The sequence below is a fragment of the Halorubrum sp. Atlit-28R genome (assembly GCF_003665955.1).
GTDB lineage: Archaea > Halobacteriota > Halobacteria > Halobacteriales > Haloferacaceae > Halorubrum > Halorubrum tropicale.
Genome location: NZ_QPLS01000004.1, coordinates 151,350 through 173,014 on the forward strand (window position 1 = coordinate 151,350; position 21,665 = coordinate 173,014).

At 69.9% G+C, this 21,665-nt stretch carries 21 protein-coding genes, 1 tRNA gene and 1 pseudogene; 10 read left to right on the top strand and 13 right to left on the bottom strand.

All coding sequences use genetic code 11. The annotated features are described in order from the left end of the window. Positions 1-44 precede the first annotated feature (44 nt). On the bottom strand, positions 45-1,661 hold the full coding sequence (locus DVK06_RS08160) for a PAS domain-containing sensor histidine kinase (RefSeq protein WP_121599941.1): 1,617 nt from the start codon (positions 1,659-1,661) through the stop codon (positions 45-47). Between the two features lie 188 nt (positions 1,662-1,849). Here DVK06_RS08160 and DVK06_RS18645 point away from each other — a divergent pair, with 188 nt between their 5' ends. Continuing rightward, positions 1,850-2,017, top strand: coding sequence for a hypothetical protein (locus tag DVK06_RS18645; RefSeq protein WP_158600067.1), 168 nt, complete (start codon positions 1,850-1,852; stop codon positions 2,015-2,017). A 27-nt stretch (positions 2,018-2,044) separates the two neighbouring features. Continuing rightward, positions 2,045-2,117: transfer RNA gene (locus DVK06_RS08165), tRNA-Arg, on the top strand. Between the two features lie 543 nt (positions 2,118-2,660). Here the strand turns inward: DVK06_RS08165 and DVK06_RS08170 are convergent. Beyond that, positions 2,661-3,104 (bottom strand): type IV pilin, encoded by a 444-nt coding sequence (locus DVK06_RS08170; protein WP_199718612.1) that lies wholly within the window; start codon positions 3,102-3,104, stop codon positions 2,661-2,663. Between the two features lie 201 nt (positions 3,105-3,305). On the opposite strand from DVK06_RS08170, the pseudogene DVK06_RS19240 reads away from it, so the two are divergent. The 6 genes and pseudogenes from DVK06_RS19240 to DVK06_RS08205 all read left to right on the top strand — a co-directional run. After that, positions 3,306-3,511 (top strand): annotated as a pseudogene (locus DVK06_RS19240) (hypothetical protein); the annotation flags it as partial. A 628-nt stretch (positions 3,512-4,139) separates the two neighbouring features. Further along, positions 4,140-4,946, top strand: coding sequence for a hypothetical protein (locus tag DVK06_RS08185; protein WP_233561644.1), 807 nt, complete (start codon positions 4,140-4,142; stop codon positions 4,944-4,946). A 202-nt stretch (positions 4,947-5,148) separates the two neighbouring features. Then, positions 5,149-5,478, top strand: a complete 330-nt coding sequence (locus DVK06_RS08190) for a hypothetical protein (protein ID WP_053770378.1) — start codon at positions 5,149-5,151, stop codon at positions 5,476-5,478. 168 nt (positions 5,479-5,646) lie between these two features. Next, positions 5,647-8,028, top strand: a complete 2,382-nt coding sequence (gene ppk1, locus DVK06_RS08195; RefSeq protein ID WP_199718614.1) for a polyphosphate kinase 1 — start codon at positions 5,647-5,649, stop codon at positions 8,026-8,028. Between the two features lie 392 nt (positions 8,029-8,420). Continuing rightward, entirely contained in the window at positions 8,421-8,993 is a 573-nt protein-coding gene (locus DVK06_RS08200; protein ID WP_053770380.1) for a peroxidase-related enzyme, read from the top strand. Between the two features lie 82 nt (positions 8,994-9,075). Continuing rightward, positions 9,076-10,080 (top strand): Gfo/Idh/MocA family protein, encoded by a 1,005-nt coding sequence (locus tag DVK06_RS08205; RefSeq protein WP_121599943.1) that lies wholly within the window; start codon positions 9,076-9,078, stop codon positions 10,078-10,080. Between the two features lie 86 nt (positions 10,081-10,166). Here the strand turns inward: DVK06_RS08205 and kdgK1 are convergent, their stop codons facing one another. The 3 genes from kdgK1 to dgoD all read right to left on the bottom strand — a co-directional run bounded on the left by kdgK1 (position 10,167) and on the right by dgoD (position 13,269). Continuing rightward, positions 10,167-11,123, bottom strand: a complete 957-nt coding sequence (kdgK1, locus tag DVK06_RS08210; RefSeq protein WP_121600049.1) for a bifunctional 2-dehydro-3-deoxygluconokinase/2-dehydro-3-deoxygalactonokinase — start codon at positions 11,121-11,123, stop codon at positions 10,167-10,169. Positions 11,124-11,246: 123 nt separating this feature from the next. After that, positions 11,247-12,077 carry an SDR family NAD(P)-dependent oxidoreductase gene (locus tag DVK06_RS08215; RefSeq protein ID WP_121599944.1) on the bottom strand — a complete coding sequence of 277 codons (831 nt, stop codon included), beginning with the start codon at positions 12,075-12,077 and terminating at the stop codon, positions 11,247-11,249. A gap of 40 nt (positions 12,078-12,117) precedes the next feature. Then, the gene (dgoD, locus tag DVK06_RS08220) at positions 12,118-13,269 is read right to left on the bottom strand and encodes a galactonate dehydratase (protein ID WP_053770385.1); all 1,152 of its coding nucleotides are present in this window, start codon (positions 13,267-13,269) and stop codon (positions 12,118-12,120) included. Positions 13,270-13,465: 196 nt separating this feature from the next. Between dgoD and DVK06_RS08225 the strand changes: the two genes are divergently transcribed. After that, positions 13,466-14,104, top strand: coding sequence for a bifunctional 4-hydroxy-2-oxoglutarate aldolase/2-dehydro-3-deoxy-phosphogluconate aldolase (locus DVK06_RS08225; RefSeq protein WP_121599945.1), 639 nt, complete (start codon positions 13,466-13,468; stop codon positions 14,102-14,104). A gap of 84 nt (positions 14,105-14,188) precedes the next feature. On the opposite strand, the gene DVK06_RS18650 is transcribed toward DVK06_RS08225, so the two are convergent. From DVK06_RS18650 to DVK06_RS08235, 3 genes are all read right to left on the bottom strand, one after another. Then, positions 14,189-14,344 carry a hypothetical protein gene (locus tag DVK06_RS18650; protein WP_158293540.1) on the bottom strand — a complete coding sequence of 52 codons (156 nt, stop codon included), beginning with the start codon at positions 14,342-14,344 and terminating at the stop codon, positions 14,189-14,191. A 119-nt stretch (positions 14,345-14,463) separates the two neighbouring features. Next, on the bottom strand, positions 14,464-16,230 hold the full coding sequence (gene pheT, locus DVK06_RS08230) for a phenylalanine--tRNA ligase subunit beta (protein ID WP_121599946.1): 1,767 nt from the start codon (positions 16,228-16,230) through the stop codon (positions 14,464-14,466). Continuing rightward, positions 16,230-17,759: a phenylalanine--tRNA ligase subunit alpha gene (locus tag DVK06_RS08235; RefSeq protein ID WP_121599947.1), complete on the bottom strand. Its 1,530-nt coding sequence runs from the start codon at positions 17,757-17,759 to the stop codon at positions 16,230-16,232. The genes pheT and DVK06_RS08235 overlap by 1 nt, the downstream gene beginning before the upstream one ends. Positions 17,760-17,882: 123 nt before the next feature. On the opposite strand from DVK06_RS08235, the gene DVK06_RS08240 reads away from it, so the two are divergent. Continuing rightward, on the top strand, positions 17,883-18,188 hold the full coding sequence (locus tag DVK06_RS08240) for a HalOD1 output domain-containing protein (protein ID WP_121599948.1): 306 nt from the start codon (positions 17,883-17,885) through the stop codon (positions 18,186-18,188). 27 nt (positions 18,189-18,215) lie between these two features. Here the strand turns inward: DVK06_RS08240 and DVK06_RS08245 are convergent, their stop codons facing one another. From DVK06_RS08245 to DVK06_RS08265, 5 genes are all read right to left on the bottom strand, one after another. After that, positions 18,216-18,911 (bottom strand): peptidase, encoded by a 696-nt coding sequence (locus tag DVK06_RS08245; protein ID WP_121599949.1) that lies wholly within the window; start codon positions 18,909-18,911, stop codon positions 18,216-18,218. A gap of 75 nt (positions 18,912-18,986) precedes the next feature. Further along, positions 18,987-19,637 carry a chromosome partitioning protein ParA gene (locus DVK06_RS08250; RefSeq protein ID WP_121599950.1) on the bottom strand — a complete coding sequence of 217 codons (651 nt, stop codon included), beginning with the start codon at positions 19,635-19,637 and terminating at the stop codon, positions 18,987-18,989. Next, the gene (locus DVK06_RS08255; RefSeq protein ID WP_121599951.1) at positions 19,634-20,473 is read right to left on the bottom strand and encodes a hypothetical protein; all 840 of its coding nucleotides are present in this window, start codon (positions 20,471-20,473) and stop codon (positions 19,634-19,636) included. The genes DVK06_RS08250 and DVK06_RS08255 overlap by 4 nt, the downstream gene beginning before the upstream one ends. 24 nt (positions 20,474-20,497) lie before the next feature. After that, complete coding sequence (locus DVK06_RS08260) at positions 20,498-21,310, bottom strand: hypothetical protein (protein WP_121599952.1); 813 nt, start codon at positions 21,308-21,310, stop codon at positions 20,498-20,500. Continuing rightward, positions 21,307-21,645, bottom strand: a complete 339-nt coding sequence (locus DVK06_RS08265) for a hypothetical protein (protein WP_053770394.1) — start codon at positions 21,643-21,645, stop codon at positions 21,307-21,309. The genes DVK06_RS08260 and DVK06_RS08265 overlap by 4 nt, the downstream gene beginning before the upstream one ends. Positions 21,646-21,665: the final 20 nt, after the last annotated feature.

Genomic DNA, 21,665 nt, shown 5'->3' on the forward strand with positions numbered 1-21,665 from the left:
AATAAACGCGCCGGGTCGACCGGGGCGGCGGCGCGCCGCCTCGCTCACGCCTCGATCCAGGGCTCGCCCGGGTCGGCGTCGGCGGGGTCGGGCGCGCACACCTCGAAGCAGGCGCCGTCCGGCGGCCGGAGCCGACGGCCGTCGGCGAGGCCGACGGGGCCGTCCGCGGTCGTCCGAAGGTCGACGCGCCACCCGTGCGACTCGACCACCTCGCGGACGATGTCGAGCCCGTAGCCCGTCCCGTCCGCTCGCGTCGTGTACCCGGAGTCGAACACGGACTCCCGGTCGTCGGGGTCGATGCCGGTCCCGTCGTCGGCGACGAGGAACCCCTCGTCGGTGGCGGTGACGAGGACGGTGAGGTCGTCTGCGTCGCCGCCGGACTCGGGCACGTCTTCCCCCGATTCGGGTGCCTCAGACTCGTTTGCGTCCGGATTCGCGTGTTCGGTCGCGTTGCGGAACAGGTTCTCTAAGGCCTGTCGCACCCGACCGCGGTCGCCGTACACCCGGGCGTCGCGGGCGACGACCAACTCCGCGTTCTCCTCGCCCTCGGTGGCGGTCTCCCAGGCGTCGCGGGCGACGCTCGCGAGCGCGAACTCCGTCGGTTGGTCCATGCCGGTCCCCTGTCGCGCGAGGGTGAGCAGCTCCGAGACGAGCTGGTCGATCCGGTCGACGGCGCGCTCGCCGCGTTCGAGGGGCTCCGTCTCGCCGCGCAGCCGCGCCATCTCGATCGACCCCCGGATCACCGACAGCGGGTTCCGCAGGTCGTGCGAGACGATGCTCGCGAAGCGGTCGAGCCGCTCGTTCCGGTCTGTGAGCCGCCGCTCGCGCGCCTTCCGGGCGCTCACGTCCCGGGAGTTGATGAGCAGTTCGCCCACTGGGCTGTCGGCCGGCAGCGAGCGGGTCCGCGACTCCAGCCAGACCCAGTCGCCGTCGGCGGTGCGGTAGCGGTACTCCAGCGTCGGGGACGCGTCCGGCTCGCCGAGCGCGCGATAGAACCGCTCCGTCACGCGCTCGCGATCGTCCGGATGGACGTAGCCGAGCGGCGAGCGCCCGACGGTCGACCCCTGCTCGTGGCCGAGCACCTCCGCGACGGAGGGGCTCTCGTAGACGACGACCCCGTCTCCGTCGACGACTGTGACGAGGTCGCTGCCGTACTCCAGGAAGGCGCGGTAGCGCTCCGGGAAGGTGCGGTCGACGTCGACGCGCCGGACCGTGACGATCCGCCCGGCGAACTGCGGGGCGAGCTCCTCGTCGACGACGGACTCGACCCACGCGTACCCGCCGCTCGCGCGGCGGATGCGGTGGGTGACCGTCCGGCTCGTCGCCACCGCGGACAGCGCGTCGGCGACCGGCTCGCGGTCGCTCGGGTGGACGCGGTCGAGGAGGTCGCTGCCCACGAGTTCGCCGCGGTCCACGCCGACGACGTCCGGCGCCGACGGCCCCGCGAACAGGACTTCGCCGTCGACGGCCACGGCCAGCAGGAACCGGTCCGCCTCGGTGACCCGGGACCGGCTCTCGGCGGGCGTCGCGTCCGCGCCGGCCGACGCCGATGCGGTGTCCGTGCGGGGGGCGTCGACCGCCGATCGGTCGTCGGTGTTCGAAGCGTCGCCCTCGTCGGCGCCGCGGCCCGGCGTCGACGTGTCGGATGGCCGGAGGGTCACAGTCAGTTCTGCTAGATAGTACGACTACGATAGCATAAAACTGCGCGCCGTCGGAATCAGAATTGATAATTGACTATCGCGCAGCCGATGGATCCCGGCCGCGTACCACCGTTGGTGTCCGACGAAGCCTCGCGGATCGTGAGACGTCGCCGCTGCGAGGCCCACACCTCTCTGACGGCGGCGCGGACATGGTCGAACATACTTGGCGGGAGCGGCACCGAGACGTCGACGCCGAGAGCGACGCGACTGACCGCGCCCGGACCGACGGCGGTACTGACGCGGCGGTCGACGCCGGCGCCTTCGAGTGGCAGACTGATCCGCGACCGGCGGCCGAGGATCCGAGTCAGAAGGGTTAAACGCGCTCCGCGGGTATCGCCTCGTGAGGGCGCGTAGCTCAGCGGACAGAGCACTTGGTTCCGGACCAAGATGCCGCGGGTTCAAATCCCGTCGCGCCCGCTTCCTCACGAACCGCTTCACGACCACTGCCAATTCCGCCGCAGCGACTTGCTAAGCCACGGAAGCAGACGAATAGTCTTCTTCGAAACCCGGTCCTAAGATCGGGTTGAATGCGGCACCGATCGCGACCCCTTCGCGTCGGCCGATCGACCCGACCAACGTCGGGGCGATCTCCGGATGATGGACCTCCGGATCGAGTCGGACGAGTCCGGGGTCCGTCGGAAGTGCGGGTCGCACCTCCTGTCGCGGTTCGGTCGAGTTCACGGCGACGACAAGGACCTGCTCACCGGTGTCTCGAGTACGACTCGTGGGTGCGGATCTGCGGGGGGAGCGCTCGTACCTGGTGCCCTTCCCCGAGAACGGTGAACTGCAGACGCTACTCGAACTCTTGGTGCGAGCGTGAAACCTCGCGGAAGTGGGTTCTTGACGCGACCCCGTGGGGTCCGACGCGGATGTATTCACGATCCAGAAGTTCAACACCGATGTACTCGGATTGCGGTATCGAACAATAATAGAAAGCCGATCGAGGGACTAACAGCCCGGTTACGTACTGAAGTCGGCTGTTGCTTCGAAGATCACGTTCCCACTCGGGTCGTGAACAATCTGAACCGTAGCTTCTCCGGACGGGAAGTCGCCTGAGCTGTCTTCAGTGTAGGTCCTTGTCTCACCAGTTTGCCAGTCGCCGCTACCACTGACCGTGGCATTATCATACCTTACCCCGTCAATCGACAAAACGAGATCACTGGTCGGAATATCCTGTCCTCCAGTTTTGGTAATGTTGAGTGTAGTATCGCCGGCAGCATTATCGCCGGCACTATCCACATCGAAACTCGCCTGCGGAGCGGTATCTCCTAACTGATCGCCGAGTCCGAGCACGAACGTCCCGATAACGGCCGCCAGGATGACAGTGATTGCGACCATGAGGATGACACCGATAACGGGACTCACTGCCCTGTCGTCCGCGTTGGATTGGTTGCTTGGTTTCATTGTTTGAACCCAGCGGCCACCGACGAACGAGATCTCGGAGACGTAAGCGCCGCCGCCGACGCCTGTCTGTCTCTGTCTTCGTTCGGATCGGTTGCTGGTTGTACACCCATTCATCTAACTGCCTTATGTACTTATTGGCATGAGTATCAGCGCAGAAAATTGGACGGAGAGAGTCAAAATTGTTGATGTGTATTAATTTCTCTGGACCCCACGGCAAAAGTTCCTGCTCGAACTCACGGCGATCGCGTGTATCCAGACCCGTGGGAGAAGGTTCTCGATTACCGCCGTGTTCGCGGGTACGCTGCCGAACACCGGACGCCGGACGGGCCCGCGTCGGTCGCGCGCTCGACCGCCCTCCCGAGCGCGTTCGCGGGTGGCTCAAGGACACCGTTCCGGACCACGTCCGAGACCGCGACATCGGCGTGTTACTTTGACCGAAGGCAGTCGTAGTTAACACTCAGAATGAGGTCGTCTTCGCCGAGCGAGACCGAGCGTAGCGGACCGGTCACGACGAGTATATAGTCCACTGGTCAGATGCCGACGCGTTCGGTCACCTATTATAAGGGTTCAAGCACCGGCCGCCGAATGCCCCGACCGAGTAACGGATGACAACGGACACTAATCGGACGCCGACGACCCCCGAGACGACCGGACCGAAATCGACGACCCCCCCGTACACAGATCTGGTTCATCAGGTCGACAGGCGCTCGTCGGGCCCCGACCGGGTCACGGTGTTCCCGGCTGACGCGACTGACGACGAGCGGATGTCGGCGTGGGTGACGGTTGATCTCGACTCCGTCATCGAGCCGGAATGCTTCCGATAACCGCCCGAACACACCCCGAGCGCGGCCGGAGAGAAGGGCGAGGGGTTCGACGCAGTTCGCCCGGGACAGGTCCACCGCCCCGGCCGACGAGTACCCAGGTGCCTTCCCCGGTAACGGGTGAGGTTGAGGTGATCCCTCGGTGGGTCTGAAACGACGGGAACTCCTTGGCTCCGCGCTGGATCGAGTCGCGTTCGGGGCCGTCGTCTCCTCTGTGGTCGACCCGTCCGATCTGCGGTCCGTGGCGTCGTCTCTCTTCTCTGCCGAACCGACGCGGCCAGCACCCGTCGACGAGGGCGGTGCGGCCTCCCGAGAACGGACTGCGGACGGCTACGCGATGACGTACGAGTGGACGGACCGGGCGGGGCGAGAGTGGCGTCTGGAGTTTCGACTCGAGCGGTCCGCGTACAGACAGGCGGTCGACGAGACGCACGGATACCTGAGCGGCTTCGAGGCGGCGAAGGCGAGCGGTCACGCCGAGCGGCTCACGGACCTGCTCGCGGACGCGAGCGTGACGGATGACCGCGCTCACCGGTCGCTCCCCGAGTCGGTTCGGTTTGAAGGAGCGATCGGACTCGTCCACTCGCTCGAGTACGTGACCGACGCGGAATCGACGGGACTGCCGGACTACATTCGAACCGTCGAGGAGACCCTAGTCGACGGCCGTGGTGACTGTGAGGACCTCACGTACCTGCTGGCCGGAATGCTCTCCCAGCCGGCGTTCGGCTATCGAACCGCGGTGGGGGTCCTCCCCGGTCACATGCTGGCGGCCGTTCACCAAGACGACCTCCCGGGAGCGTACGCTGACGCGCCGACGCTGCCGGGAGACACGTACGTCGCAGTGGAGTGTACCACGTCTCGCCCGATCGGCGACTTCCGAGACGAGCCGGTCCTGGCGGTGTATGGCGACGGCATCGAGTACATCGATCGGTCGGCGATCGCCGACGCAGGACGGGGGTTCCTCCGAGATCCGACGCAGTTTCAGACGATCGCCGACGCGTCGGAGCTCCGCCAGCATTAGCTATCAAGACATGGGTCCTCCAACGAGGCTACCAAGGCGAATATCGTCCGTAGCACTATCACGCACGCACAGCGGTTCACACGAGGATCGTTTCGAACGTTGGGCCTCGACCGAGAGCTAGATCGCTTATTGTTACATATATCATATTGATATATAGACCTATTAATAGGGATTCTTATAGCTAGCAGTTCACCGATTGGCTATGAAACCGGCCGTGGTCCTTCGGTGTCCGATCTGTGACGCTGTCCGCGCGCTTGGAGGCCGACGAAACGAGTACTCGAAACAGAAACTGTCCTCGCAGGCGGAGACTCACTTGCGCGGCCACGATCTCGATGAACCCAAGGTGGCAATCCGGAAGTACGGGATCGTTTCGGACGCGACTGAAATTGTGGTGCCCTCGGAGAGCCACCGCCGACTCCCGACCAAAGAGTGGACCGGCCGCGACGACACATGGCTCCCGGACGGCGCACTGTCCGGCGGCGAACGGTCCCAGTCAGCGTCAACCTCTTCCGTCGAGGTTTCGTCTCTCTAGTTCGATGTTGAGGCGTAACCGTCCACGCTCAGGTGGATTCACCGACCGAGCGCCGCTCACTCGTCCAGATGGAGCCGCCGTCACCGTGTCAGCGGCGGCACGGCAGCTCACATCTCACACGTTCCGGAGTCGCTCCGCGGTATCGACGCTCTCCGCGCGGGTGATGCCGTGACCGAGAGAGACCTCACGGACTCGGAGTACTACCTCAACAGAGAACTCTCCGAGTTGGCGTTCCAAAAGCGAGTTCTCCGAGAGGGAATGGACGATCGGAATCCGCCGCTCGAACGGCTCCGGTTTCTCGCGTTCTTCACGAAGAACACTGACGAGTTTTTCATGAAGCGCGTCGGCGGACTCAAACAGCAGATCGACGCCGGCGTGACGAAGACGACGCCCGACGGACGCACACCGAAAGAGCAGTGGGTCGAGGTGCTCGACGCCGCGCGACCACTGTTCACACAACAGTCAGCGTACTGGCAGTCCGTTCTCAAGCCGACGCTCGCTGACAACGGGATCGAGATCTGTACCCCTGCCGAACTCTCCGACGAGAATCAAGCACAGCTACGGACGCACTTCGAGGAGTCCATCCTACCGACGCTGACGCCGCTCGCGTTCGACCCCGCTCACCCGTTCCCGTTCATCTCCAACCTCTCGCTTTCGCTCGCCGTTCTCTCGTCGACCGGGAGCGACGAGCCGACGTTCACTCGGATCAAGATTCCGCCGAACCAACCCCGCTTCATCACCGTCCCCGGTGAGGCAGACCGGTACGTTCTCATCGAGGACCTCATCGAACGGAATCTCGATCTGCTACTTCCGGACCTCGACATCCGTGACGTCTCGAAGTTCAAGGTGACGAGGAACGCAGAGGTGCGGCGGAACGAAGAGGTCGCCGAAGACCTCGTCGATATGGTCGAGGACGTTATCGAACAGCGACGCTTCGCGACGGTGGTCCGGCTGGAGGTCGACGCCGACATGCCCGACGAGTCGCTGGCGATTCTCAAAGATCAACTCGAGGTCGCCGACCGGGAGGTGTTCCACCGCGAGGGGCCGATCGACTTCGAGGACTTCTTCGAACTCATCGACCACGACCGGCCCGACCTCAAACTCCCGGCGTGGTCACCCAAGCCGCATCCGCGACTGGGTTCGGTGACGAGCGAGGCCAGCGACGAGACGGCGCGGATATTCGACGAGATCAAGAACGGCGACATCCTGGCGCATCATCCGTATCACTCGTTCGAGGGTACCGTTCAGCGGTTCCTCAACGCGGCGGCGACCGACCCCGACGTGTTGGCGGTGAAGGCGGCAATCTATCGAACGGCGAGCGACTCGAAGGTCATTCAGAGTCTCATCAACGCCGCCGACAACGGGAAGCAGGTCGCGGTGATGGTCGAACTCAAGGCTCGCTTCGACGAGAAGAACAACCTCGAATGGGTACGGCAACTCGAGGAGGAAGGGATCCACGTCGCGTACGGCACTGTGGGACTGAAGACGCACACGAAGACGGCACTCGTCGTGCGCCAGGAAGACGACGGCGTTCAGCTCTACTCGCACATCGGGACCGGAAACTACCATTCCGGGACCGCGAAAGGGTACTCCGACTTGGGGCTGTTGACGGCCGACCGGGACATCGGGTTCGATCTCACGAAAGTGTTCAACTTCTTTACCGGACCGACGATCGACGATCGCTTCCGGAAGCTCCTGATCGCGCCCGTCACGATGCGTGAGCGGTTCACGGAGATGGTCAGACGCGAGGCCGAGCACGCTCGCGCCGGTCGACGGGCACGGATGGTGGTCAAGGTAAACGGGCTCGAGGACCCGTCGATGGTCGAGGAACTCTACCGTGCCTCGATGGCCGGCGTCGAGATCGACTTGATCGTCCGGGACATCTGCCGACTCCGTCCCGGTATCGACGGACTGAGTGAGAACATCACCGTCCACTCGATCGTCGGTCGATTCCTCGAACACGCGCGGATATTCTATTTCGAGAACGGGGGCAGCCCCGAGTGGTACATCGGGTCCGCCGATTGGATGACCCGGAATCTCGACTATCGAGTGGAAGCGGTCACGCCGGTCGAAGACACGCAACTGCGCGAACAGCTCCGGTTCATCTTGGAGGCGTCGCTAACGGACAACCGCCGTCGATGGCTGATGCAAAGCGACGGGACCTACGAGCCGGTCTCTTCCGACGACGAATCGGTGCGAGACATCCAAGAGATTCTGATGACGGCCACGGAAGCAGCGCTTGACAACGGCTACGGTCCGGGGATGATCGTCGATACGGATCTGGTCGAGGAGGAGCTCCTCGTCGAGGATGCGGCGGAGACCGAGACAGACGCTAGCCCCGAAGGGTCGAACGAAGACTCCTCCGATACCGACGACGAACAGACCTACTCGGACGGCGGAGACGCGTCTGCGTTCGACGTGTACGCTGACCACTGGTACCGTCCTGATAGCGAGACGTACGATTGGGCTGTTCGAACGGCGGAGGGCGAACGGCGATACTTCAAAACGCGCGACGGAGCACGGAATCGGCTTCGGACAGAGTATGAGTGACCTCTGCCGGAGTTCCGTTTATCACGGTAGTGAATATTCACCGCCGGCGGACCTCCGACTACCGAGGCCGCCTGCGTGGAGTCGTTCGGGCCGGGTCGACGCTCTTCGAGCGAGCGCGCTCGATGACTCGTCGCCTCGACGGTGAGGGATTCGTCGGTTCGGCAGTCGTCGGCGGCGAGCGTTCCGCCGTAGGCGCGGCTGATAGCGAGGCCGACGGCGCGAGAACGCCCAGCCGGGGGGTCACCGGTGAGCAAAAAGCGTGTCGTCGGGAACTGTCACGTCGCGCCCTCCCGGAGGTTCCACGAGCGCAGGCGTTCGCGCTTCCGGACGGACGGACGGGCGCGGAATCGGTAGGGGGAACGGCTATGTTGTCTCAGCGTGGCCCTGCGATCATGAACGATGACGCGATGCGACGGTTCCCAGTGCCTGAGTACGAGGACCTCCCGGAGGACCTCCGCAACAGGATTGACGAGGAGACCGAGGACGCTGGATTCACTCCCAACGTGTTCTCGGCGTTCGCTTACAAGCCCAGTCACTTCCGCGCGTTCTTCGCGTACTACGACGCGCTCGTGACAGACACGCCGCTCGCGCGTGAGGAAGTCGAGATGATCGTGGTGGCGGTGTCGGGCGCGAACGACTGTCTCTACTGCGTGGTCGGTCACGGGGCGCTCTGTCGTATCTACGCCGGAGCACCGAAACTCGCCGACCAGCTCGCGACGAACCACCGACAGGCGGACATCTCGGACCGCCACATGGCGATGGTGGACTTCGCCGTCACACTCACGAACTCCCCCGAGAGCGTGGCCGCCGAAGATATCCAGCGACTCCGCGACGCCGGATTCTCACAAGAGGAAGTGTGGGACGTGGCCGCTGTGGCTGCCTTCTTCAACCTCTCTAACCGCATGGCGACCGTGGCCGACATGCGCCCCAACGACGAGTTCTACGCGATGGGCCGAGGCGACTGACCGGCTCGATTGACCTGGGACCCGACCGCCGTCGCGCTCACCGACCCCAACCGACTTGCCCGGGGGGCGCGTCGCCCCGGCCATGTCCGATTCATCGGCCGGCTCGACGAGCCTCGAATTCGGCGTCCTCGGCACCGCGTCGATCGCCCGTAAAGCGGTGATCCCGGCGATCGCCGCCAGCGGTCACGCCGTCGGCGCGGTGGCGTCCCGCGACGCCGCCCGCGCGGAGCGGTTCGCGACCGAGAACGGAATCCCCCGCAGCTACGGCTCCTACGGGGCCCTGCTCGACGACGACGCGCTCGACGCCGTCTACGTCCCGCTCCCGAACGGAAGCCACGCCGAGTGGACGAAACGCGCGGCCGACGCCGGGCTGGACGTCCTCTGCGAGAAGCCGCTGGCCGCAGACGCCGACGAGGCGCGCGACGTGGTCGCCCGTTGCGACGAGCGGGGCGTCACGCTGATGGAGGCGTTCATGTACCGCTATCACCCCCGCACCGAGCGCGCCGTCGCGCTCGCGGCGGACGACCTCGACGACGTGCGCACGGTGACGGCCACCTTCCGCTTCCCGCTGTACGACCGCCCGAACGACGTGCGGCTCGACGCCGACCTCGCGGGCGGGTCGCTGATGGACGTGGGCTGTTACCCCGTCTCGATCGCGCGGACGATACTCGGCGAGCCCGACCGCGCCTACGCCCACGCCGGCGACACCCGCGGCGCCGGGGTCGACACGGAGCTCGCGGGGGTGCTCTCGTACGACGACGGCCGCTCGGCGCGGGTCGCGTCCGGGTTCGACACGCAGCTGGTCCAGCGGTACCGCGTCGACGCGACGAACGGCTGGGTCGAAGTCGAGCGCGCGTTCGACGCGCCGACCGACGAGCCCGTCGAACTGACGTACGAGATCGACGGCCGGCACGGCGTCGAGACGTTCCCCGCCGTCGACCAGTACCGGCTCCAGGTCGAGCACTTCGCCGAGCGCGTCGCCGACGGGAGCGCCCCCCTGACCGGCGGCGAGGAGGCGGTCGCCAACATGGCGGTCATCGACGCGCTCGCCGAGAGCGCCGCCGACGGCGGCCCGGTCGACCTCTGACCGCCGGAACCGGGCCCGACCCGCCCTCGCCGGGCGCCGGCGCAGCGCCCCGAGAGTCCGTCAGTCTCCGCTCGGCGCCGCCCGGCTCACCGGTCGATCCCGCTCTCGCCGTCGATGACGCCGCGGACCTCCGCCCGGGTCGTCACCGCGAGGTCGCCGTCGGTGGTGCGTTTCAGCGCCGCGGTCGCCGACCCCCACCGGAGCGCCGCGGAGAGGTCGCCGCCGCGCAGCCGCTCGGCGACGAAGCCGGCGACGAACGCGTCGCCGGTGCCGATCGCGTCGAACGTCTCCGCCTCGTACACGTCCTGTTCGTACACCGAGCCGTCGTGGAGCGCGACCGCCCCCTCCAGCCCGCGGGTGACGACCACCGTGTCGAAGTCGAACTCCGTGGCGAGCCCGTGGGCTATCTCGACGGCGCCCCCCTCGCGGTCGAGCACCTCCCGGGCGTCCCGCCGCGGGACGAACAGCGTGTCGACGTCCTCGAACAGGTCCTCGTAGGCCGCCCGCGCGGTCTCCGGGTCCCAGAGCTTCGCCCGGTAGTTCAGGTCGAACGAGCGCGTCGTCCCCGCCTCGCCGGCGGTCCGCAACAGCGCGGCCGTCGTCTCGGCCGTCGCCTCGGAGAGCGCGGGCGTGATCCCCGTCGTGTGGAACCAGTCCGCCGCCGCGACCGCGTCGGTGGGGAGCTCGTCGGGCTCGACGGTCGTGATCGCCGCGTCGGCGCGGTCGTAGATCACGTTCGTCCCCCGCGGCTCGCCGCCGTGTTCGAGGTAGTAGGTCCCCACGCGGCTCTCGTCCGCGTCGGCCCACGCGACGCTCGGAGTGACGCCGTGGCTCCGCAGTTCGGTCGCGATCCGCCGGCCGAGCGGCGAGTCGGGGAGCTTCGAGAGCCAGCGGGCGTCGGCGCCGAGCCGCGCGGCCCCGACCGCGACGTTGCTCTCCGCCCCGCCGGCCTGGACGGTGAACTCGCGCGTCGTCTCCAGCCGCTCGCCGCGCGGCGGCGACAGCCGGAGCATCGTCTCGCCGAACGTGACGAGGTCGGTCATCGGCGCCACCCCGCGGCGCGGATCTCGGACGGATTCATATTGGGTGCTACTCTCGGCCGATTATAAGAGGGGGTGATCGCCGTCGACCGCGCGGCCCGCCCGATCCGCCGCCGCGGCGCGCGCTTACTCCGCGTCCTCTCGCGCCCGGTAGTCCGGGAGCGTGTCGTCCTGCATCACCGCGCCGCGGCCGCCGTCGACGAGCAGCGCCGCCCCAGTGACGAAGGCGGCGTCATCGCTCGCGAGGAAGGAGACGGCGCCGGCGACGTCGGCCGGCGTCCCGATCCGCCCGGCCGGGTGGATCGCCTCGACCTCCTCCAGCCGCCCCTCGGGGAGCTCCTCGCGCGTCCGCTCGACCTCCACCCAGCCGGGGACGACCGTGTTCACCCTAACCTGGGGGCCGAAGTCGACCGCGAGCGACCGCGTCATGCCGTTGATGCCCGCCTTGACCGCGTTGTACGGGAAGTGCGCCGGCATCGTCGCGTACGCGTGGTTCGACGAGACGTTCACGATCGCGCCGCGGTCCATGTGTTCGAGGGCGGCCCGCGCCGCCAGCCAGTACGCCCGGAAGTCAGTCTCGACGACGAACGCCCAGTCGTCGAGCGTCGCCTCGTCGGCGGCCGTCTCCGTCTGGACCCCGGCGTTGTTCACGAGCACGTCGACCGAGCCGTAGCGCTCGGCGGCCGCCTCCGCCAGCGCGGCCACGTCGTCCGGGTCGCGCATGTCGGCGCGGACGAACGTCGCGTCTCCTCGCTCGCCTCCCGCCGCGATCCGCTCGACGATGGCCTCGCCGGCCGCCTCCGAGCGCCCGCTGACCACGACGTTCGCCCCCTCGGCGGCCAGCCGCTCCGCGACGCCGGCGCCGATGCCCCGAGTCGACCCCGTCACGACCGCGGTCTCGCCGGCGAACCGGCCCGGGACCGCGCCCTCGGTCGGCGACTCCGGTCGACGGGTCATCGGCTCTCCCCCCGTCGCCGCGGGTCGATCGCCATCGGGATCACCACTCCGCGACCGACCCGTCGTCGTGGCGCCAGACGGGGTTGTGCCAGTCGACCGCCTCCTCGGCCTGCTCGCGCACGTGCGCCTCGTCGACCTCGATCCCGAGCCCGTCGCCGTCGGGGACCTCCACGAACCCGTCGCGGTACTCGAACACCGAGGGGTCGGCGAGGTAGTCCAAAACGTCGCTCGTCTCGTTGTAGTGGATGTCGAGCGACTGCTCCTGGATGAGCGCGTTCGGCGTGCAGGCGTCGACCTGGATGCAGGACGCGAGCGCGATCGGGCCGAGCGGGCAGTGCGGCGCGACCGACACGTCGTACGCCTCGGCCATCGAGGCGATCTTCTTCAGCTCGGTGATCCCCCCGGCGTGGGAGACGTCCGGCTGGATCAGGTCCACCGCGTCCGCCTCCAACACTTCCTTGAAGTCCCACCGCGAGTACATCCGCTCGCCGGTCGCGATCGGGATCGTCGTCGACGCCCGGATCGCCGGCAGCGCGTCGTTGTTCTCGGGCAGCACCGGCTCCTCGATGAACATCGGGTCGTACGGCTCCAGCGCGGCCGCGAGCCGGCGGGCCATCGGCTTCGCCACCCGGCCGTGGAAGTCGACGCCGACGTCGACCTCGTCGCCCACCGCCTCCCGGACGGCCGCGATCCGGTCGGCCGCGGCGTCGACCGCGGCCGGCGAGTCGATCGACTCCAGCTCCGGGGTGGCGTTCATCTTCAGCGCGGAGAAGCCGGCGTCGACCTTCTCGCGAGCGGCCTCGCCCACGTCCGCCGGTCGGTCGCCGCCGATCCACTGGTAGACGCGGACCCGGTCGCGCGCGCGACCGCCGAGCAGCTCGTGGACGGGCGCCCCGATCCCCTTCCCCTTGATGTCCCACAGCGCCTGGTCGACGCCGGCGATGGCGCTCATCAGGACCGGCCCGCCGCGGTAGAAGCCGCCGCGGTACATCGCCTGCCAGTGGTCCTCGATCCGCGCCGGGTCCTCGCCGAGCAGGTAGTCGTCGAGCAGCTCCTCGACGGCCGCGACGACCGTGTGGGACCGCCCCTCCACGATCGGTTCCCCCCAGCCGACGGTCCCGTCGCTCGTCGTGAGCTTCAGGAACAGCCAGCGGGGCGGCACTTCGAACAGCTCGTAGTCGGTGATGTGCATGGTGTGTTGGGGTCTCCGGACCGGTCCGACGGCCGCGGGACTCGGGCGTCGTCCGTCGCCGTCGCCGTCCGACGCGGACCGGTCCGTCGCCTCGGTCGTACTTGCCCGTCCGCCGGTTAAATAGCGGGCGGGTGCGGTCGTCCGCGCCCGATCCCCACACGGCCGATTTAAGCCCCCCCGCGGGCAGGTACCACGCATGCGAACCGACCGACTCGGCCGGATCACGGACGGCGGCGTGATCGCGATCCTCCGCGGCGTCGAGCGCGACGACGCCGTGCGAGTCGCGGACGCGGTCGTCGACGCCGGCGTGACGGCGCTGGAGGTGACGGCGGACACGCCGGACGCGACGGCGTCGATCGCGGCGATCGCCGACCGCGTCGACGACGCGGTCGTCGGCGCCGGCACCGTCCTCGACGCGGAGACCGCGCGCGCGGCGCAGTTCGCCGGCGCCGAGTTCCTCGTGACGCCGACGGTGAACCGCGGCGCGATCCGCACCGCGAACCGCTACGGGACGCCGATCGCGGTCGGGGCGTACACGCCGACCGAGGCGCTCGACGCCTTCGAGGCGGGCGCCGACCTCGTGAAGGTGTTCCCCGCGGCGACCGGCGGCCCGGACCACGTCGCGGCGATCGGCGGCCCGCTCCCGCAGATTCCGCTCGTGCCGACCGGCGGCGTCGGCGCGGACGACGCCGGCGAGTACATCGACGCGGGCGCGGCCGCGGTCGGCGTCGGCAGTTCGATCGCCGACAGCGAGGCGATCGCCGCCGGCGACTTCGACGCGGTCCGGGCGAACGCGCGCGTGGTGGTCGAAGCCGTCGCGGCGGCCCGCGAGTGACCGCTCCGCTCTCCGGCGCGCCGGGAGCGGCCGCTCCGCGCGCCGACGCTCCGGCTTCGGCGTCGCCGTCGCGGGCGACGCGCGCTACTGCGCGGTCGAGCGCGTCTCGTCGCCGGCCTCGGGCGACGAACCGCGAACCGCGTCCCACCCGTTGATACAGGCGTCACACAGGTAGTACGCGAAGCCGTCGACGTCCCGGTGCGCGAGCGAGGCGTCGACGCCGCATCTGTCGCAGTTCATGCCCGGCGAGTACGGCAAGACGAATATATGTCTTCTGCTCCGGATCGGACTCGTGATAATTCGTGACGGAACCGCCGAACCGGAAGTTCCGTCGTCCTCCGATCGAGCCTCCCGGCCGCTCAGCGCAGCGCGTCGAGGTCGAACTCGAAGGCCGCGACCGGGACCTCCAGGTCGTGCTCGACGAGCACCGCGGGGTGGAGCTCGCCGATGACGCCGACGCGCTCGCCGTCGATCTCGACGGTGGCGGCGCGCCCCTCGATGAACGAGGGGTGTTCGGTCCGCGGGGTCGCCAGCTCGGCGTCGAAGTCGTCACAGAGCGCTTGGAGGCGTCCCTTCGCGGCCTCGTAGGAGGCGTCGCGGCGGGCGACCGCGCCGGCGACGCGGCGCGACTCGGCGACGTTCGAGTCCGCGGCGTCGTCGCGCTCGGCGACGAAGCCGACCTCGGCGACGTCCTGCGGGTAGGAATTGTGGGTGTTCCGCTCCAACAGCATCACGAGCGACGGGAGCGCCCAGGTGCGGAGCTGGGTGTACTCCTCGCTGTACGGCTCCGTGATCTCCACGGGGTCGCCGCCGCCGAAGACGCCGTCCTCGTCGTCCGCGACCGCGGCGCCGCCGGTGCCCGGCTCGATCCGCATCCGGTCGTAGTTCTCGGTCCCGCTCGTCATGTGGAAGTTCAGCAGGTCCTCGAAGCCGAGCCCGACGAGGCTCGTGCGGACCGCGTCCTCTAAGCGGGAGCGCTCGTGGCGCCCGCCGACGGTGCCCACGTCGGGGTAGCGCGGCTCCAAGTTGTCGAAGCCGTACGCGCGCCCCACGTCGTCGACGAGGTCGAGCGGGTGGAGCACGTCGACGCGGTACGGGGGGATCTCCACGTCGTAGCGAACGTCCTCGTCGAGCGTGTAGGCGGCGTCGAGACCGGCGCGCTCGAAGCAGTCGACGACCTCCTCGGGCTCGAAGTCGACGCCGAGCAGCGTCTCGATCCGGTCGTGCGAGACGCTCTTCTCGTCGGTGTCGAGGTTCGGGCGGACCAGCTCGGCCCCGTACTCGCTCGGGTGCGTCGCGCCGTCGGCGTAGTTCACCTCGACCTCCTCGATCGTCGCGCCGCGAGCCGACAGCGCGTAACAGATGATGTTGCACATCCGGTCGATCGTCCACTGGTCGGTGCCGGTGAGCTCGACGAACAGCTCGCGCGAGCCGGTCGTCACCTCGGTCCGCTTCCCGTTGATGACGGGCGGGAACGAGAAGAGACCGAGCTCGTCGTAGATCGCCGGGTAGCGGTCGAGGTCCTCGACGAGGTCCGCGTAGGTCGTCCCCGTGTCGTGCTCCGCCAGGACCTCGGCGGGCGTCAGCTCGTCGTTCGCGTCGAGCGGGACGAACGCGTCGCCCTCGGGGTCGACGCCGCGGTAGGTGATCGACGGCTCCGCGCCCTCCTGGAGCGGCGCGCCCTTCACCATCGCGAGGTCGTGGATCCCGATGGCGCCCTTCGCGCGGCCGCGCCCCATCGTCGCGTGGAGCTTCTCCTGGAGCTGGATCAGCGACTCCAGCGCCGCCTCGTCGAGGTCGACGCCGCGGACCACGGCGCCGGTGACGAACGGCCGCTCGTCGGGCACCGACTCGTCGACCTCGATGGTCCACTCGGGGTCGTTCGCGCTCGGCACGTAGACGCCGCGCGCGTCGCCGTAGTGGTAGCGCAGCGAGCGCGCGACCCCCTCGACGGAGAGCCGGTCGAGGCGGTCGGGCGCGAACTCGAACTGGAACATGCCGTCGTCGGTCTCGCCCTCGAACTCTAAGCCGAGCCCGAACAGGTCGTCTTTCAGCTCCGCGTCGCCCTTCTCGTCGTGGCCGGTGAGCTCGCGCAGCTCGTCGGGGTCGACGTCGACGACGGGCATCAGTAGCTCACCTCCGCGTTCCGCAGGAAGTCGATGTCGGCGAGGGTGCCGTGGAGGTCGCGGATGTCCTCCGCGCCGGTGGTTAACATCGCGAGGCGTTCGAGGGCGAGCCCCCACGCCATCACGTCGCAGTCGACGCCGAGCGGGCCGGTGACCTCCTCGCGGAAGACGCCGGAGTTCCCGATCTCGATCTCCTCGCCCGTCTCCGGGTGCTCGCCGAACAGCTCGAAGGAGGGCTCGGTGTAGGGGTTGTAGTGCGGCTTGAACCGGATGTCGGTGATGCCGAACTGCCGGTAGAACTCCTCGAAGGTGCCCATCAGGTCGCGCACCGAGAGGTCCTCGGCCATCACCCACCCCTCGATCTGGAAGAACTCCAGGAGGTGCGTCGGGTCGAGCGTGTCGTTGCGGTACACCTTCTCGACGGAGAAGTAGCGCTGGGGCGGCTCCAGCTCGGCGCCCGCGACCCCGGAGAGGTAGCGCATCGACAGCGACGTGGTGTGGCCGCGGAGCGCCACCTCGCGGGCGAAGTCGGCCGACCACGGCGAGTGGTAGCCGTCGCCGTCGAGCCCCCACCCGTCGCGGTGGGCGGCCTCGACCCGGGCCATCAGCTCGTCCGGGATCGAGTCCATCGGGTCCACGTCGAGCGCGAACCGGTCCCAGTGGGTCCGCGCCGGGTGGTCCTGGGGCATGAACAGGCAGTCGTTGATCCAGAAGTCGGCGTCGGCGTGGGGGCCCTCCATCTCTTGGAACCCCATGCCGACCAGCACGTCCTTCACGCGGTCGGCGGTCCGGCGGAGGACGTGTTTGCGGCCGCCGCGGGCCGTCTCCGCCTCGGCCTCGACGTTGTACTCGGCGAACTCGGCGTCGCGCCAGTCGCCGCTCGCGAGGAGCTCGGGCGTGAGCGCGCCGACCGTCTCGGTCGCCTCCACGCCGGTCATCAGCGCGTCGACGCCGTCGTCGGTCAGCGTCACCGTCCGGGTGACCGACTCGCCGACCGCTACGAGCCCGCGCGAGTCGAGCTGCTCGATCACGGCGCCGTCGACGCCGAGGGCGTCCGCGTCGAGCCCCTCGCCGCCGGCGTCCGCGAGCGCCGCGAGCGCCGCCGCCTCGGGGTCGGCGTCCGGGTCGGCGTCCGGGTCGACCGAGAGCTCGCCGCCGTCGACGCTCCCGAGGCCCTTCCGCGCGAAGTTCGCGAGCGCGATGTCGACCTCGGGACCGTCCAGGTCCGCCTCGCCGATGACCGCGCCCATCGCGGCCGGCTCGGCGTCGGCGCCCGCGTCGAGCCCGGCCCGGTAGAGCCGCGTCTCCGGCAGCCCCGCCTCGACGTAGCGCCGCCCCTCGTCGGTGAGATCGAGCGTCTCGTCGGTCGCCGAGCCGACCTCCACGAGCCCCTCGTCGGCCAGGTCGAAGGCGGCGCCGGCGACCGTCTCCGGCCTGAGGTCTGTCCCGTCGGCTATCTCCGCCACCGTTCGTTCGTCCGTCGCGCTCGCGGCCTCGAGGACCGCGAGCTGTCGTTCCGGGAGTCGCATTCGAGTTATCCCTACACGCGGGCGGCTGGTTGGTAACGGTTCCGGGACCGGACCGCGACCTTCGATAATCATTTCTGATAAGTTGAACGACTGAGTTATATAGTATATGCGAGTAGAGAGGGTATGAGCAGCGTAACGGCCGAATCGAGCGATTCCGGACCGGTCCCGGAGACGGCGCGCGTCAGTCACGGCGGCGACGGCCCCGCGCCGAGCCTCGCCGTCGTCGAGGCGATCGCCGAACTCGCCGACGTCGACCCGACCGAACTCCCCGAGGAGGGCGTCGTGCTGTACGACCACGTCGATCCCGACGCGCTGAACGCGCTCGTCGCCGGTCGCTCCGGCGCGGACGTCGACGTCTCGCTCACGGTCGCGGGCTACGACGTCCGCGTCGGCCCCGACTCCGCGGTCGCTCGCCGGGCGCGGAACTAACTCGGGAATCGGTTCCGAACGCCGCCGTTACTCATCTTCCGCCGCCCGTTCGCGGAGCCGCGCGATCCGGTCCCCGAGCGGCGGCTGGACCTCGAACCACGTCGACCAGTCGCCGGTCTCAGGCTCGGCGCCGCGGCGCGCCGCGACCCGCTCGAACGCGTCCGCGACGCGGGCGGCGCCGACGGCGTCCGCGGCGCGGCCGTCCGCCGCGTACTGGACGCGCCGCCCGGCCCAGAAGGAGACGAGCCCGACGGCGACGAGGGCGGCGAAGCCGGACTCGAACGGGACGAGCGCCGTGACGACGGCCGAAAGCGCCGCCAGCACCGCCCCGACCGCGACCGCGCGGAACTCGGCGTAGTACGTCGCGACCCGCCCCGCCTCCGCCGCGAACAGGCCGATCGCGGCGTCCTCGTCGAGGTCGGTCAGCACGTCCTCCGTGAGGAACAACACCCGTCGGCCGGGCGGTCCCCGGACCGACACCTCCGCGGGGCCGGCGGCCGCCGAGGCGCCGTCGACGCCCGCCGCGTTTTCCTCGTCGACGGACTCGATTGCGATCCGGTCGACGCCGAGCCCGCCGGGGTCCGCGAGCGCCGCGATCTGCGCCCGCTCGGCGTCCGTCGGCTCCCGGAGGTCCCGGAAGCGGTCGGCCGCGTACAGCGGTCCGACGGCGACGGCGAGCGCGGCGACGACGGCGACGCCGACGACGAGCGCGACCCTGATCATCGCTCTCGCTGACGGGACGCCCGGAGTAAAAAGGCGCGGTGTCGCGACGTGCCGCCGGGTCGCCGCCTCCGCCGGTCACTCCGGAACGCGGCGAGCGAGCGCCCGGACCGCCGCCGCGGCCTCGCTGTCGGGCGCGGCGCCGACGACCGGCCGCTCCGCGGCGACGGACCGGCCGACGCGGGGATCGGCCGGGATCACCTCGACCGGCGCGCCGAGCGCGTCGCCGATCGCTTCGACCGGCGGCGGCTCTGTCACGCGGTTGACCGCGCAGCCGACCAGCCCGGCGTCGAGTTCGCGGGCGAGCTCCCGGGTGCGGATCGCGTCGGCCAGCGCGAACGCCCGGGGCGAGACGACGAGGAGGCAGGCGTCCGCGACCGCGAGCGGCACGCCGGCGTCGGCGCGGCGCCCCGCGGGACAGTCGAGGACGACGGTCCCGAACTCCCGTTCGACCGCGGCGACCGCCCCCTCCAACCGCGTCAGGTCGGTCGCCCGCGCCCCTGCCAGCGTCCGGCCGCACGGGACGATGTCGACCGGTCCCGGCCGCACCGCATCGACAGGGTCCGCCGCGCCGCCCAGCACGTCGTGGAGGTCGGGGCCGCGGCCGTCCGGCAGGTCGGCCATCCCGAGGTCCGCGTCGACGACGATCCCGCCGAGCGCGGCGGCGACGTTGTACGCCAGCGTCGTCTTCCCCACGCCGCCCTTCCCGCCGGCGACCGCGAGGATCACGCCAGATCCTCCAGCGCAGCGGTCGGCACCTCGCTCGCTTCCGCCCGCTCGGCCAGCGCCGCGGCGCGGTCGCGGACCGCCCGCAGCCGCTCGGCGTCTACCGCGACGCGCTCGTCGAGAGACGCGACCGCGTCGAGGCCGCCGGCCTCCTCGACGACCGCGGTCGCCGTTTCGAGGTCGGCGCCGCTCAGCCGCTCCGCCCGCTCGACCCGGTCCTCGACGGCCGCGAACCACGCGTCGACCCCGTCGGCCGCCGTCGCAGTCGGCGGTGACTCGGCTGTCGCCGACCGCTCCGTGTCGCCCTCGGCGGCCCCCCCGCTCGCGTCCGCGTCGTCGTCGGTTCCCGGGTCGCCCCCGCTTCGCGCCCGCTCGGTCTCGTCCGAGTCGCTCGCTCTCGCGCTCCCGGATTCGTCGCCGTCGCTCACGTTTCCGTCACCGTTGACCGCCCCCGCACCGTCGACCACCTGCCGCGGAGGACGATGGGAGTCGAGGTCGCGGACCGCTTCCCGCACGCGGACCGCGTCGCCTCCGGTCGCCGCGTCATCCCCGTTCGGCTCCGCGGTCGCGGGCTCGACCCCCGCGATTTCGACCGGCGGGTCGACCGGCTCCGCCACCGCCGCGAACCCGAACGCCGCGCGCTCGCCCGGGTCGATCACCGCGGTGACGCCGGTCGCGTCCCATCCGCGTTCGGGAACACCGCCGCGACGCGGCGGCAGGACGGGACCGTCCAGCCGGCTCTCGATCCGGACCCGCCGCGGGACCGCCCCGGCGTTGCGAACCCGGACACCCACGAGCGACGCCTCCCCCTCGCGGTCGACGGACCAGTCGAGTTCCATGCGCCGACTCCCGCGGAATCGTATTTAACCGTCGGGGTCGGACGCCGCGCGGACGTCGGGGGTCCGGAGCAGCGACCTCGCCGCTCGGTCGGCGGCCGCGACCCTCCGGGCCGCGTCCCCTCGCAGTTCGACGGCGCCGTCGAGCGCCGCCACCCTGACCGCCGCGAGCGACGCCGCGACCGGGTCGCCGTCGTACGCGTCGGGGGCCGCGCCGGCGGCCCCGGGATCGCCGCCCGGGACGACCGCGAGCGCGCGCCGAAACGCCGGATAGATCCCCTCGGCGAGTTCGCGGCGGGCGGCGCGGCGGCGGTTCCGGAGCCGGTCGCGGAGCCGCAGGCGCCGTCGCCGCTCGTCGCGGTTCCGGGCCGCCTCCGCCCGCGCGCGTTCGAGCGCCTGCTCGGCGGCGATCGCCTCCGTCTGCGCGGCCGACAGCTCCGCCGCCGCCGCCTCCAGGTCGTCGAGCGCGTCGTCCGCTTCGGCGTCGACCGCGCGGCGCGCCCGGGCGTCGCCGCGCAGCGCCGCCACCCGCTCTTTCAGGCGCTCTATCTCGCCGCTCGTCTCGGCGACCCGCCGCCGCGCCGCGGTCAGGTCCACCGGTTCGACTTCGATCGCCGCGAGCTCCGCCTCGATCTCGTCGATCTCCGCCGCGACCGACGCGGTCCGTCCCCGCGAGCGCGCGGCCGCCGCGAGCTGCCGACGGAGTCCCGCGTCGGTGGGGAGCCGCCGGAGCACCGCGCTCGGCTCCGACGGTCCCTCGACCGCGGCCGACTCGTCCTCGTTGCCGTCGGCCTCCTCTTTCCGGTCCGGCTCCCGCGGTGTCGGTCTCGTCTCGGTCACAGCTCTCTGCCGCGCATGGCGTCCGGGTCCGGGTGGTCCGTCCCCGCCGCGAACGCCGCGTACGGCGTCGACTCCGCGCTCCGGTCCGCGTAGGCCGCGGCGGCCTCTCGGACCGGCTCGTCGACGGCGACGAACTCGTTGAACGGCTCGGTGCGCTCGATCTGGACGTCCCCGCCGTGCGACTCGCGGAGCCGCAGCGCGAGGAACGCGGCGTACACCGTCTCGTCGAGCAGCGCGGCGCGCCCGAACCGCCGGGCGACGACCGCCTCGTGGCGGCGACACAGGTTCCGGAGGCCGGTTCGGGCGGCCGCCGAATACGTCACGACCAGCAGCACGCCCGCGGGTGGTCGATTTT